The sequence below is a fragment of the Paenibacillus sp. XP01 genome, from assembly GCF_057364885.1.
In genome coordinates, this window is the sequence record NZ_CP139481.1 from 2,019,708 (window position 1) to 2,032,863 (window position 13,156).

A 13,156-nucleotide genomic window follows, 5' to 3' on the forward strand; every position below is an offset into this window, starting at 1 on the left:
CGGGCGGCAACTTGATGTCTGATGTTAAAGTTGAAGCGGCATCTGAACATGGATGTGCTTCATCATATGAGGACATAAATCCCTTGGTGATTGACCCATTTGGATTAAATGCAATCTATGTATCGAGCGACGCGGCGGTTAGGCATGGACAGGTGCAGCTGATGGATGTGTATCCGCGTGTTGCAGGTGAATGGACGTTTTGATGGAAATGAAAATGAACGAAGTAGGCCGTAACGGCGAATCAAGGAGGAAATGAACATGAACATTTACGACAAGGCCAACGAGTTGGCAAAAGCATTGAAAGAAAGCAGCGAAGTGACGGAGATCACTTCAGCGATGAAGCTGATCGAAGCGGATCCGGAAGCCAAAAGCATGCTGGACAATTTCCGTACGCAGCAGATGGAGCTGCAGCAGCGCATGATGAGCGGTGACATGCCTGCTCCCGAAGAAATGGAGAAAATGGAGAAATTGTTCGAGGTACTCAGCCTCAACTTGAACATTCGCCGCTTGTTCGATGCAGAGCGTCGTCTGAGCGTAATCATCGAGGATGTTAACAAAATTATTTCTGACAGCCTGAGCCATCTGTACGGAGGCCCGCAAGCGTAATCGGGGACGTTTCGTGTACAAACCTTTCATAATGCATGGCCTGCGTTCATAGACTAGAGATATAGAGTCTACCAAGGACGCGAAGGAGCTGTGTAACCGTGAAAAGGTTTAAAAAAGTAAAACATGTTGTCTACCTGCTGATTGCCTTGTCTATGCTTGTCATTGCACTGCCGCGAATTTCCTTTGCAGGCGGAATGGACTGGGTGAACGTTTTCGGCATCGTTTGGGTGCTGTTCTCCCTGCTCGTCATCGCCGCGCATCTTCATTTCATCCTTGGTGTGGATGAGGAGAAGAAGCGGGCGCTGGAAGCCGTACGGCGCGCCAAAATGCGTCAGTGGGAAATTAAACTGCTGGACAAGCAGGAGCAGGGAAAATCGGTATAATCTGCGTATTGCTTGCCTGAAAAAGGCCGGGCTCCCATTCCGTGTGGTAGGGAGCCCGGCCTTTTTCCATATTGCCAAAGATAATCCGGGCACGATGCTTAGGGACAACATGTCGGACATGGGGTTATTTTCCTAAAGCCGTGTTATAATAGATACAGAATAATACAGATTCATCTTCGGGGGTGGTACAGATGGACGGCCAGGAAGAAAACATAACGAAGCACGAGCAGTTATTGCAGCACATCGAACAACTCAAGGTAGGCAGCAAAATATCGGTTCGCGGCCTTGCGCGCGATCTTGGCGTCAGCGAGGGAACGGCCTATCGGGCCGTGAAGGAAGCGGAAAATTTCGGGCTGGTGGTCACCAAAGAACGGATCGGGACGGTACGGATCGAAAAAAGACCGCGCGGCATGTCGGAGCAGCTAACCTTTGCCGACGTCGTCACCATCGTGGAAGGCCACGTTCTCGGCGGGAGCGACGGGCTGGCCAAACCGCTTCACAAGTATGTCATTGGGGCAATGAAGGAACAGGCCATGGCCCGATACATCGATGCAGGAAGCCTGCTGATTGTCGGCAACCGGGACAATGCACATTCCCTGGCGTTGGAGCAGGGGGCAGGGGTGCTCATTACGGGAGGATTCGGGACGAGCCGTGAGGTCAGGCTGCTGGCGGATGAACTGGGGTTGCCGATCATTTCGTCGCGACATGATACGTTTACCGTGGCTTCGATGATCAACCGGGCGATTTTTGACAGGCTTATCAAGAAAAAAATCATGCTGGTTGAAGATATTATCGGACAGAAGCCAAGGCTTCAAGTCCTTAAAGTGAGCAGCCTGGCTGCGGATTTCCATGCGCTTGTGGCAGAGACGGGAGAACATCGCTTCCCTGTCGTGGATGAGTGGAACCGGGTAATCGGCATCGTCAGCCTCAAGGATGTCAGCGAGCTTCAGGCCGGTCAAAGCATCGAAAAGTGCGTCGTCCGCCGCCCGGTTACTGCCTCGCTGCAGACATCTCTCGCTTCCGCCGCCCAGATCATGACGTGGGAAGGCATCGACTTTTTGCCGATCGTCGATCGGAATCGCAAGCTGATTGCGTCCGTGACGCGCAAAGAAGTGCTGCAGGCGATGCGGGATGCCCAGAAGCAGCCGCAGCTTGGAGAGACGTTTGACCATTTGATCTGGAACGGCTTCGCCGAGGAACGCGGGGAACAGAACGAACTGATCTTCCATGGATTCATCATTCCGCAAATGGCGACGGATCTGGGTACCATCTCGGAAGGCGTACTGCTTAACATCATGACCCAAGCCGGAAGACGTGCTGCCTGGGACGTGACGGGCAATGACCATGTCGTCGACAATATCACGACCTACTTTGTAAGGCCCGTGCAGATTGAAGACCAGATCATCGTCCGCCCGGTCATCCTGGAAACGAGCCGGCGAACCTGTAAAATGGATATCGTCATTTCCAGCGAGGGCAACACGGTGTGCAAGGCGGTCATGACGCTGCATTCGATCGATCATGCGTAAGTTATTGCGAGAATAAGGGGAGATCACTGGCGAATGCGTATAAAACGCTGAATGCATTTGTTTCGCCTGATCTCCTTACCCGCATTGGAACGCAACCTGCATCCTCTAACGCGCCAGTCCTTTTTTACCGGGGTCCGGTGCCGGCGCCTTGCGCTTGGTCTATTCGTCTCGCATAATGGCTTCGGTTGCGGAGGCCGGCGAACAGATTGAAAGCACCGATAACCAGAAATAGCGCTTCCACAATAACGGACAGGGTGGAGCCCGTAAACACAAACATCAGAATAAGGGCGAGCAGAATTAACATAATGCCCATCCAAATGTTGGTCCACGAACGGTACAATCCCGTTTGGGCGGCGCCGGAAGAACGATGTGAACGAATGCTGTTCAGGGCGGAACAGATCATGGCAAGGGCAAATGCTGCAATGAGGACCATCTTTAAAACTTCAATCAGCATGCAGTGCATCTCCTTTTCTGGAAAACATTCACTGCTCTCAGTGTACCATGCCCTTTTGGACAAGGATATCTTTTTGTTTCCATCCGATCGGCCGACTGGCTAGGTAGGAACATGCAGCCGAATCTGCACCCATACATGCAGCACGCCTTCCATGACCAGCATCGTTTTGACCTGCACGCTGTACTGCTTTTCGCGAACGGTGTACGTTTTTTGATTCAGCATGATTCTGGTCATTTTGCTGTACTCGTCAATGTTAAAGACGTCCCGCCCGCGCAGCACTTCAAGTTCGTCGCCCAGCTTTTGCAGCATGATTTTGAGCGCTGCCTGATCCGGCCCGTTGTCGGATTCCTCCGACAGCACTTTGATCTCTTTAATCACGGTTTGCCGTTTGCTGTATTTTTTCAGCGTGATGATATCCTTTTCGTTTTGATGCAGTCGAAGCTGCAATTCCTGATTCGTGAGCCAGAGCTTGTTGTAGCTTAGATGGAAAATCCCGTTATATACGATGCTGCCGGCGATCGCTCCGAGTACAAAAACAGCGGTCATGCGCATCAGCGGCCGATAGCGGGAAAAGGGAGGGATTCTCATACACGTCGCCCCTTCCTCATCCTCATGTCAACTCCGCCCCCCGCAGATCCACTTGACCAATTCCGTTCCCATATGAGCGCCCATGAATGCCGAGATCAGATACAAAATCTGTTTGACCGCCGGAGACATGTTGCCATCGAGGAAATTGCTCTCGATCACCCGCATGGGATCAATGGTACCTCCCACGGCAGCCGCCAGCGCCCATATTTTGATTTTGCTGGAAATGTCAAGCATCGTCTGCGTCGGAGGCTGCATGGACAGAACGGCTCCGATGCCTCCCAACATGGCTCCACCCAGCACGATGCCGAACGCGATGAAAAAATCGAGAATGGCTTTGGACAAAAATGTGCTCACCTGTAAAACACCCCTTTCAGACCCAGCGGCGCACCTCCTGTCTTCGGTCAGAGGCAGGGGGAGCAGCTTGTACTTCTATATGTATGGGCATGCCCCCGAACGTTATGATAAACTTTAAAGATTCGTTCGGGATTCCTTCATTTTCATAGTCGTCGGGACGGACGGAAACGCTTTTCCGCTTTGACTCTGCTGCGCCGATGAATTATGATGGAAACAAGTGTTTGTATGTCCTGATATCATGAATATAGCGATGATGAATAGACGGGAATTTGGGGAGGACAGAAGCTCGATGGAGCGGGAAATCGCCGTCCCGAGAGCGGAAAGCCGAGCAAATAAATATAACGATAGAGACGAAGGAATGTGGAATAGCAATCCGCGGCGAAAGGAAGACAAGCCATGAGTTCTTTTGTGCATTTGCACGTTCACAGCGAATACAGTTTGCTGGACGGCGCTGCGCGTATTCCGGATCTCGTGAACAAGGCCGCAGATCTTGGAATGACCGCATTGGCGCTAACCGATCACGGCGTCATGTATGGCGCCATACCTTTCTATAAAGCTTGCGTTCAGCGCGGCATCAAGCCGATTATCGGATGCGAAGCTTATATGACGGCAGGTTCCCGGAAGGAAAGGGGAAGCCGGAAAGACCAGCCGATCCATCACCTGATTTTGCTGGCCAAAAACATGACCGGTTACCGCAATCTGATGAAATTGTGCTCCATCGGTCATCTGGAAGGATTTCATTATAAACCCCGCATCGATATGGAGAGTTTGGCCGAGTACCATGAGGGGATCATATGCATGAGCGCGTGCCTGGGCGGGGAAGTGCCGCAGCATTTGCTTCACGGGCGCGAGGAAGAAGCGCGGCGCGCGGCGCTGCGTTACAAAGCGATCTTTGGCTCCGACTTCTATCTGGAACTGCAGGATCATGGCCTGCCCGAGCAGAAACGGGTAAACCCTCAGTTGATCCGACTGGCGGAAGAACTCGGCATCCCGCTTGCCGCGACCAATGACGTTCATTACTTGAACGAGGAAGATGCCGAGCTTCAGGACGTGCTGATTTGCATCGGCACGGGCAAAACGGTGGACGACGACACCCGCTTGCGCATCGGCACCAACCAATTGTACCTCAAAAGCGGACAGGAGATGGCCCGCCTGTTCCCGCATGTGCCGCAGGCTTTGGAAAACACGGTCCGCATCGCGGAAGCGTGCGAATTGGAACTGGAATTCGGCAAATCGATTTTGCCGGAGTACCGTCCGCTTCCCGATGGCATGACACCTTCGGAATATTTGCGTCAGCTGTGCGTGGAAGGCATGCACTCCAGATACGCGGAAACGCCGCGCTGGACCGATCCGGAGCTGAAATCCGAACTGGAGCAGCGGCTTGACTACGAGCTACAGGTCATCGACAGCATGGGATTCTCGGATTATTTTCTGATCGTATGGGACTTCATTGCGTACGCCCATCGCGAGGGGATCGTGACGGGCCCGGGCCGGGGTTCCTCGGCAGGCAGCCTTGTTGCCTATACGCTGCGCATTACGGACGTTGATCCGATGAAATACAACTTGCTCTTTGAACGTTTCCTGAATCCCGAGCGCATTTCCATGCCCGATATCGATATCGATTTCAGCGACGAACGCCGGGACGAAGTGATCGAATACGTGGCCCAAAAGTACGGCAAGGGACACGTCGCCCAGATCATTACCTTCGGGACGATGGCGGCCCGTGCGGCTGTGCGGGACGTCGGCCGCGCCCTGAACGTGCCGTACGGCGAGGTCGACAAAGCGGCGAAGCTCATCCCTGCCCAACTCGGCATCAGCATCGAGCGGGCGATGGAGGCGTCTCCGGAGCTGAAGGGTTTGTACGAAACCAAACCAAGGACGCGCGAATTGCTGGACATGGCCGTGAGAGTGGAGGGCAAGCCAAGACACGCATCGACGCATGCGGCGGGGGTCGTCATTTCCCGCGATCCGCTGACGGATGCCGTGCCGCTCCAGGAAGGCAGCGAAGGGACGGCGCTAACCCAGTATTCCATGGAAAACCTGGAAGCGATCGGATTGCTCAAAATGGACTTTCTCGGTCTGCGCACCCTGTCGATCATCGAACGGTGTTTGCGGTGGATCGGCGAGACGGGTGAGGTTCCCGATTTCCGCCATATCCCGGATAACGACGCGGCGACCTACGAAATGCTCGGCCGGGGCGATACGATGGGCATATTTCAGCTGGAGTCCGCGGGCATCCGCCGGGTGCTGAAAGAACTAAGGCCCAGCGTGTTCGAGGATATCATTTCGGTGCTCGCCTTGTATCGTCCGGGTCCGATGGAGTTCATTCCGAAATATATTCAGGGCAAGCATGGAGAGATTGAGGTGGAGTATCCGCACAAGGACCTGGAGCCGATCCTGAAGGATACGTACGGCATCATTGTGTACCAGGAACAGATTATGCAGATTGCGTCCCGCATGGCGGGTTTCTCGCTTGGAGAAGCGGATTTGCTGCGCAGGGCAGTATCCAAGAAAAAGAGGGAAGTACTGGATGAAGAGCGCGGCCACTTCGTGCAGGGAAGCTTGAAGCAAGGGTACGGCGAAACGGAAGCCGATCATGTCTACGACATGATCGTACGCTTCGCGAACTACGGCTTTCCGCGCGCGCATGCGGCGGCGTATGGCGTGCTGGCGTTTCAGACCGCCTACCTCAAGGCGCATTATCCGGTACATTTCATGGCATCCATGCTGACGGCCGTCATGGGCAGCCACCGCAAAGTCGCGGAATATGTCGTGGAATGCCGGCGAATGGGCATCGAGGTGCTTCCGCCTGACGTCAACCAGAGCGGCATTCTTTTTACGCCGGTGTTCGACTTCACAGAAGGCGGGGATAACCGAATTGCCAGTGAAGGCATGCAGGCGCACAGCAAACGGGGCTCCATTCGTTTCGGTCTTGCTGCGGTCAAAAACGTAGGCACGCAGGCGATGGAAAGCATCATGCAGGTGCGGAAGGAGCGTCCGTTCGACAGCCTGCTCGATTTTTGTCGCCGCGTGGACTTGCGGGTATGCAACAAACGGGTGATCGAGTCGCTGGTTCAAGCAGGGGCTTTCGACACGCTGCCTGGTCATCGGGCCCAGCTGCTGGCCATGCTGGACGAAACGGTAGAGGCGGCGTTGAAATGGCGGAAGGAACGTGAGGATTTGCAGATCCAACTGTTCGATTTTGTGGAAACGCCCAACTGGGAAATCGATTATCCGGAAATTCCGCCATATTCCGCTACCCAGCAATTGGAGCTCGAACGGGAGCTGCTCGGACTGTACCTGTCCGGCCATCCGCTGGACGATTACGAGGCGCTGCTGGAATCCAGCGGGGCCGACCGGATCATGGAACTGACGGAAGCGGCGGACGATGCGATGGCCGTCGCGGCCGGGATGGTGGTGTCCGTGAAGTCGATCACGACGAAACAGGGCAAGGCGATGGCGTTCATGGAGCTGGAAGACCAGATCGAACGCTGCGAAGTGGTTCTCTTTCCCGAAGTATGGCGGCGGAGCCAGCAGTATGTCGGGAAAGGCGAACTGCTCGTCGTGCGTGCGCGCGTGCAGCACCAGGACGAGGGGTTCAAGCTGCTGGCCGAGGAAGTGGCGCCGCTCAATCCGGCGGCACTGGAGCAGCAGCTGCGCAGCCGCGAACGGCGCGGCCGGTCCGGCAGCGGCAGCGCCTCGCGCCCGGCAGCCGGGGCACGGCAGCCGGTTGGCGCGGGAGCCGCTCAGCAGCGGAGCGGGGCAGGCGATGGCGCAGCAGGGCCGCGCGGCGGAGCCAGCTCAGGCAGCGGCGGCGGAGGATCGGCAGCTGCCCGAGCGGCGGCTGGCCAGGCCGATGGCGGAGCCGTGCAGGAGCGGCGCGCCCCGGCAGCGGAGCAGCGGGTGTTCGTGAAGATCACGCCGCAATCGGAACAGCCCGAGTTGCTGGAGCGTCTGAAGCAGCTGCTGCAGCGGCATCAGGGACCCGTGGCCACGGTGCTCTTCTATGAGCGGCAGCAGAAGCTGCTGGCACTCAGCGATGCTTACCGCATCAAACCTTCGCCGGAATTGTTCGCCGAGATGGAGAACATGCTGGGCAAGGACACGGTCCGAATCAAATGATCCGAGGCCAACGCGGGCCTCAAGGCATCATGTCAAGCCTGTCCGGAACCGGACAGGTTTTTTGATCCTTGTCATCATCCGGGGTGACGCAGAGGACGGAATCCGTATGGAGAAGCGAAGCGCTGGGCGCCATTCGTCGCATTTTTTATGAACATTTCACCGGCTTGCCGCATACACTTGAGAACACCAAAGAACCTGACGGTCCTTGAGGAGCGAGACGGGAGGCCAAATGATGTCATATGAAATTGTCGAAGCGATGCTGTCCAGACGGGGCGTCGGGCTTGATTCCATTGCGAAAATTGTTTACCAGCTGCAAATCGGGTATCATCCTGATCTGACCATGGACGATTGCGTCAACAGCGTAAAGGCCGTGCTGCATAAACGTGAAGTGCAGTATACCCTGTATACGGGAATTGCGCTGGATGAGCTTGCGGAGAAACGCTTGCTGCCCCAGCCGCTTCAGGCCATTATGGAAGCCGACGAATCCCTGTACGGGGTGGACGAGACTCTGGCCCTGGGCATTACCCATGTGTTCGGCATGATTGGTTTAACCAGCTTTGGTTATTTGGATAAAGAAAAAATCGGGGTGATCCGGGATCTGAATGAGCATGGTACAGGCATCCACGTCTTTCTTGACGACCTTGTCGCTGGTCTGGCCGCGGCCGCCTCTGCAAGAATCGCCCACAACAACGTCAAGGCCAAAAAATATCCTGCTGGAGAATGAACATGGATCTGCCGCATTTCTGAAAACAGCCATGGGCGGCATGCGCTGCCCTGCCGGGTAAGGCTGCTCCCCATCAGGAAAATTCAGGATAGATGAGCCGGTCGGACCGTGTTGCAATACAGGACGAATGTCCTTCAAATTGCAGATTTCTTCCGTACAGTCCCGAACCCTTCCTTGCAGAAAAAAAGTGAGGTATGTTATCATTAGTCCAATATACGGGCTCTGAACATTAGCTTAGGGGGCGGACGAGGAATGTGGACGGTGATTTACATTGCACCGACAGCAAAGGTTGCGGACAAGATCAAAACCAAGCTTTCGGAAGAAGGTTTTCTGGTACAGACCCGTCCCATCAGTGTATCCAAGCAACAATACGAGATTCGCGTCCCTTCCGGGGAGTTGGAAGAGATTCAGGAAGTGCTGAACTCGATTCTGCATTCCTGATTCGTTCAATAGAAGACGTGCCTTGGCGCATGAAGGAGTACCGATGAACCGGTACATAAGGGATTGACCGCACAGGGAGAGAGAGGAATCGACTTGCACGTATCGTTATGCTGCTGTCCTTCCTTCTTTTTTTGTTAGGACAAGATCGGACCGGTGATGCCGTGCCCTTGCGCCAGCACAGATTCAAGCATTCGCTCAGGCAATCTTTCGGTGATTGCGGCAGCATAGGGCGGTAATGATGCTGACCGCTGGTGGCTGCCCGTGCCGGCGGATTGTTTTGTTGTGGACGGATGAGACAAGCCCCGCGGCACCGTGCTGCTCGTAAGCGGTTTACCGCAGTCGTTCAGACTATTGAGGCATTAATGTGATGGGCTGAGTGTGCTGCGGATATCAAATCAACAGCTGGAGAGGTGTAGTTGTGTTCAAAGATATATTCCAGAAGAAACGGAAGTACGCTACCATACCTTCCGAGCGTGCAGTTCGTGGCGAAGGCCAGGAAACTGAGGAACGCCCAAAACGTGAAATACCCGAAGGGCTTATGAACAAGTGCAGCAAATGCGGCACGATTCAATATAGCAAGGAACTGGAGAAAAATTTGAAAGTTTGCCCTGCATGCGGCTACCATATGCGCTTGAACGCGATGGAGCGCATTGCCATGGTGCTCGATGAGACGGGGTTCGTGGAATACGATGCCGACATGGTATCGGTAGACCCGCTCGGCTTTCCGGGATACAGCACCAAACTGGAGCAGCAGCGGTTGAAGTCCGGGCTGAAGGAAGCGGTGATCACCGGCGAAGGCACCATCGAAGGACTGCCTGTCGTCGTTGCCGTCATGAGCTTTGATTTTTTTACAGGCAGCATGGGCTCGGTAGTGGGTGAAAAAATTACGCGTGCGATCGAGAAAGCGACGGAAAAACGTCTGCCTTTGATCATTTTCTCCACGTCCGGCGGTGCCCGGATGCAAGAAAGCATTCTCAGCTTGATGCAGATGGCGAAAACAAGCGCGGCGCTGTCACGCCTTGACGAACAGGGCGGATTATATATATCGGTCATTACGGACCCGACGACGGGTGGTGTATCCGCAAGCTTTGCGAGCCTGGGCGACATCATTATCGCAGAACCGGGAGCCGTCTTTGGTTTTGCGGGTCGAATCGTCATCGAGCAGACGATCCGCCAGAAGCTGCCGGACGATTTTCAGACTGCGGAGTTCAATCAGCAGCATGGACAGCTGGACCTGGTCGTTCATCGCAAGGAATTGCGGTCCACGCTGGGTAAACTGCTGTATATGCACAGTGAAAAGGGAGGGGTCTGAATGGCGGGTGAGTTGCCATATGAAGCGCCTCTGGTTGAGATGCGCAAAAAGATTGAAGAACTGATCCAGTTCGGCCAGGAGAAAGGCATCGATTTTACGGAGGAAATTGCCAGGCTGGAAGAGCGATATCAACGTTTGGAAGAGGAAATCTATTCCGGAATTACGGCTGCACAAAAAATGCATTTGGCGCGGCATCAGCAGCGTCCGACCGCTCTTGACCTGATTCAGCTTGTTTTCACCGATTTCATAGAATTGCATGGGGACCGCATGTTCGGCGACGATTTGGCCGTCGTAGGGGGCCTTGCCAGATTGAACGGACAAACGGTGACCGTGATCGGGCAACAGCGGGGGAAGGATACGAAAGACAACATCGCCCGTTTTTTCGGGAGCGCGCATCCAGAGGGATTCCGGAAAGGGCTGCGCCTGATGAAACAGGCGGACAAATTCGGCCGCCCAATTATTACGTTTATTGATACTAAAGGGGCGTATCCGGGTAATACTGCAGAAGAGAGAGGCCAATCCGAAGCCATTGCCCGCAACCTGCTGGAAATGGCCAAGTTGTCCGTGCCCGTCATCGTTGTGGTGATTGGCGAAGGCGGCAGCGGCGGTGCGCTGGCTTTTGCCGTGGGCAACCGCGTGCTGATGCTTGAGCATGCCATCTATTCGGCCATTTCCCCGAACGGCGCTGCGTCGATTCTGTGGAAGGACGCTTCCAAGGCAGATCAGGCGGCAGAGGCGATGAAAATTACCGCGAGCGACCTGCTCGATATGCAGGTGATTGAGGAGATCGTTCCCGAGCCGCGCGGAGGAGCCCATCGCAATTACGAAGAAACCGCGGAGGTTATTCGCGAAGCCATTGTTCGTCATTTGGGCGAAATCGGCAGCTGGAGCGGGGAGCAGCTTAGACAGGATCGTTATGAAAAATTCCGCAAAATCGGATCCGTTTCATTCGAAAAGCCAGCGGAAGCGGAGGCCTCCGAACCGCCCGTGGAAGCTGAACCGGTGAGAAATTTGTCGGGAAATGCGGAATGATGTGACGAAATTCCTATACAAATGCTCAAAAATGTAGTAAATTTAATAGTTGGAAAAAGAAAAAAACAGATAAAGAGAGACCTTTAAAATCGGAGGAAACCCAAAATGCGCAAAACGAAAATCGTTTGTACCATCGGACCATCCAGCGAATCGCTGGAGAACACGAAGAAATTGATTACGGCCGGCATGAATGTAGCCCGTCTGAACTTCTCCCACGGTGATTTCGATGAGCACGGCGGACGGATCAAAAACATTCGCCAAGCAAGCGAAGAATTGAACAAAACAGTAGCTATTCTGCTGGACACCAAAGGACCGGAAATTCGGACAGGTAAACTCGAAGTTGAATCGATCGATTTGGTTCAGGACGAGTACATCACGTTGACAACAGAAGAAATTCTGGGCAACAAAGATCGTATTTCCATTACGTATGCAGATCTCCCGAAAGATGTAGCGCCGGGATCTACCATTCTGATCGACGACGGTCTGATCGGACTTACCGTTGTGGAAGTACAAGGCACCGAGATCAAATGCCGCATCGTTAACGGCGGTACGATCAAAAGCAAAAAAGGTGTTAACGTTCCAGGCGTTGCCATTTCTCTGCCGGGTATTACGGAAAAAGATGCGAACGATATCGTATTCGGTATCGAACAAGGCGTCGATTTCATCGCGGCTTCTTTCGTGCGTAAAGCAAGCGACGTGCTGGAAATCCGCGAATTGTTGGAAAAACACAATGCAGGCCATATTCAAATCATCTCCAAAATCGAGAACCAACAAGGTGTCGACAACCTGGACGAAATCCTTGAAGTGTCCGACGGCCTGATGGTTGCCCGTGGAGACCTGGGTGTTGAAATTCCTGCGGAAGAAGTGCCATTGGTACAAAAACGCATGATCGAAAAATGTAACGTTGCTGGCAAACCGGTTATTACGGCAACACAAATGCTGGATTCCATGCAGCGCAACCCGCGTCCTACTCGTGCGGAAGCTTCCGACGTAGCGAACGCGATATTCGACGGCACGGATGCCATCATGCTTTCGGGCGAAACGGCTGCCGGTAAATATCCGGTAGAATCCGTTCTGACGATGTCCCGCATCGCCGAAAAAGCGGAATCTGCGCTTCCTTACCAGGAGCTGTACCTGAAACAACGCGTGGCTCAACAAACGACGGTTACGGAAGCGATCAGCCAATCGGTTGCGCTGTCCGCTCAAGACCTGAACGCCAAAGCGATCATCACTTCCACGGAATCCGGCCATACGGCTCGCATGGTATCCAAATACCGTCCGGAAGCTCCGATCATCGCGGTAACAACGGAAGACAGAACTTCCCGCCGCCTGGCGCTTGCTTGGGGCGTTACGCCGGTGAAAGGCAGACGTTGCGATTCGACGGATTCCTTGTTCGAGAACGCAATCGAAGGCGGTCTGAAATCCGGCATTGTCAAAGAAGGAGATCTGGTTGTCATCACTGCGGGTGTACCTCTGGGCCGCTCCGGTTCCACCAACCTGATCAAAGTTAGCCAAATTCCAAACAACGCTTAATGGTTCGTTAGAACATCGAAGCAGCATGAAGCAATGGGGCGTTTTGCGCCCCATTGCTTTTTATTTCGAATCAAAGGAGGC

At 54.1% G+C, this 13,156-nt stretch carries 13 protein-coding genes; 10 read left to right on the forward strand and 3 right to left on the reverse strand.

All coding sequences use genetic code 11. The features are described 5' to 3' along the window. Positions 1 to 14 precede the first annotated feature (14 nt). The 4 genes from SNR34_RS09360 to SNR34_RS09375 all read left to right on the forward strand — a co-directional run bounded on the left by SNR34_RS09360 (position 15) and on the right by SNR34_RS09375 (position 2,515). Positions 15 to 203 (forward strand): hypothetical protein, encoded by a 189-nt coding sequence (locus SNR34_RS09360; RefSeq protein WP_486181757.1) that lies wholly within the window; start codon positions 15 to 17, stop codon positions 201 to 203. Between the two features lie 55 nt (positions 204 to 258). Then, positions 259 to 606, forward strand: a complete 348-nt coding sequence (locus SNR34_RS09365) for a YlbF/YmcA family competence regulator (protein ID WP_236421182.1) — start codon at positions 259 to 261, stop codon at positions 604 to 606. Positions 607 to 704: 98 nt separating this feature from the next. Next, positions 705 to 989, forward strand: coding sequence for a hypothetical protein (locus SNR34_RS09370; protein WP_236421183.1), 285 nt, complete (start codon positions 705 to 707; stop codon positions 987 to 989). Positions 990 to 1,180: 191 nt separating this feature from the next. Then, positions 1,181 to 2,515 (forward strand): DRTGG domain-containing protein, encoded by a 1,335-nt coding sequence (locus tag SNR34_RS09375; protein ID WP_236421184.1) that lies wholly within the window; start codon positions 1,181 to 1,183, stop codon positions 2,513 to 2,515. A 124-nt stretch (positions 2,516 to 2,639) separates the two neighbouring features. On the opposite strand, the gene SNR34_RS09380 is transcribed toward SNR34_RS09375, so the two are convergent. The 3 genes from SNR34_RS09380 to SNR34_RS09390 form a co-directional block, all read right to left on the reverse strand. Further along, the gene (locus tag SNR34_RS09380; RefSeq protein WP_236421185.1) at positions 2,640 to 2,969 is read right to left on the reverse strand and encodes a YtpI family protein; all 330 of its coding nucleotides are present in this window, start codon (positions 2,967 to 2,969) and stop codon (positions 2,640 to 2,642) included. A gap of 99 nt (positions 2,970 to 3,068) precedes the next feature. Then, positions 3,069 to 3,557 carry a cytochrome b-c1 complex subunit 9 gene (locus tag SNR34_RS09385; protein ID WP_236421186.1) on the reverse strand — a complete coding sequence of 163 codons (489 nt, stop codon included), beginning with the start codon at positions 3,555 to 3,557 and terminating at the stop codon, positions 3,069 to 3,071. A gap of 27 nt (positions 3,558 to 3,584) precedes the next feature. Beyond that, positions 3,585 to 3,911 carry a YtrH family sporulation protein gene (locus tag SNR34_RS09390; protein WP_236421187.1) on the reverse strand — a complete coding sequence of 109 codons (327 nt, stop codon included), beginning with the start codon at positions 3,909 to 3,911 and terminating at the stop codon, positions 3,585 to 3,587. A 396-nt stretch (positions 3,912 to 4,307) separates the two neighbouring features. On the opposite strand from SNR34_RS09390, the gene SNR34_RS09395 reads away from it, so the two are divergent. The 6 genes from SNR34_RS09395 (at position 4,308) to pyk (ending at position 13,075) form a co-directional block, all read left to right on the forward strand. Further along, the gene (locus SNR34_RS09395) at positions 4,308 to 8,033 is read left to right on the forward strand and encodes a DNA polymerase III subunit alpha (protein WP_486181758.1); all 3,726 of its coding nucleotides are present in this window, start codon (positions 4,308 to 4,310) and stop codon (positions 8,031 to 8,033) included. A gap of 232 nt (positions 8,034 to 8,265) precedes the next feature. Continuing rightward, positions 8,266 to 8,757, forward strand: a complete 492-nt coding sequence (locus tag SNR34_RS09400) for a phosphatidylglycerophosphatase A family protein (RefSeq protein WP_236421228.1) — start codon at positions 8,266 to 8,268, stop codon at positions 8,755 to 8,757. Positions 8,758 to 9,009: 252 nt separating this feature from the next. After that, positions 9,010 to 9,198, forward strand: coding sequence for a glutamate decarboxylase (locus SNR34_RS09405; protein WP_236421189.1), 189 nt, complete (start codon positions 9,010 to 9,012; stop codon positions 9,196 to 9,198). 418 nt (positions 9,199 to 9,616) lie between these two features. After that, positions 9,617 to 10,510, forward strand: a complete 894-nt coding sequence (gene accD, locus SNR34_RS09410) for an acetyl-CoA carboxylase, carboxyltransferase subunit beta (RefSeq protein WP_486181759.1) — start codon at positions 9,617 to 9,619, stop codon at positions 10,508 to 10,510. Next, on the forward strand, positions 10,511 to 11,542 hold the full coding sequence (locus SNR34_RS09415; RefSeq protein ID WP_343259724.1) for an acetyl-CoA carboxylase carboxyltransferase subunit alpha: 1,032 nt from the start codon (positions 10,511 to 10,513) through the stop codon (positions 11,540 to 11,542). Between the two features lie 105 nt (positions 11,543 to 11,647). Next, positions 11,648 to 13,075, forward strand: coding sequence for a pyruvate kinase (gene pyk, locus SNR34_RS09420; protein ID WP_236421192.1), 1,428 nt, complete (start codon positions 11,648 to 11,650; stop codon positions 13,073 to 13,075). Positions 13,076 to 13,156 lie beyond the last annotated feature (81 nt).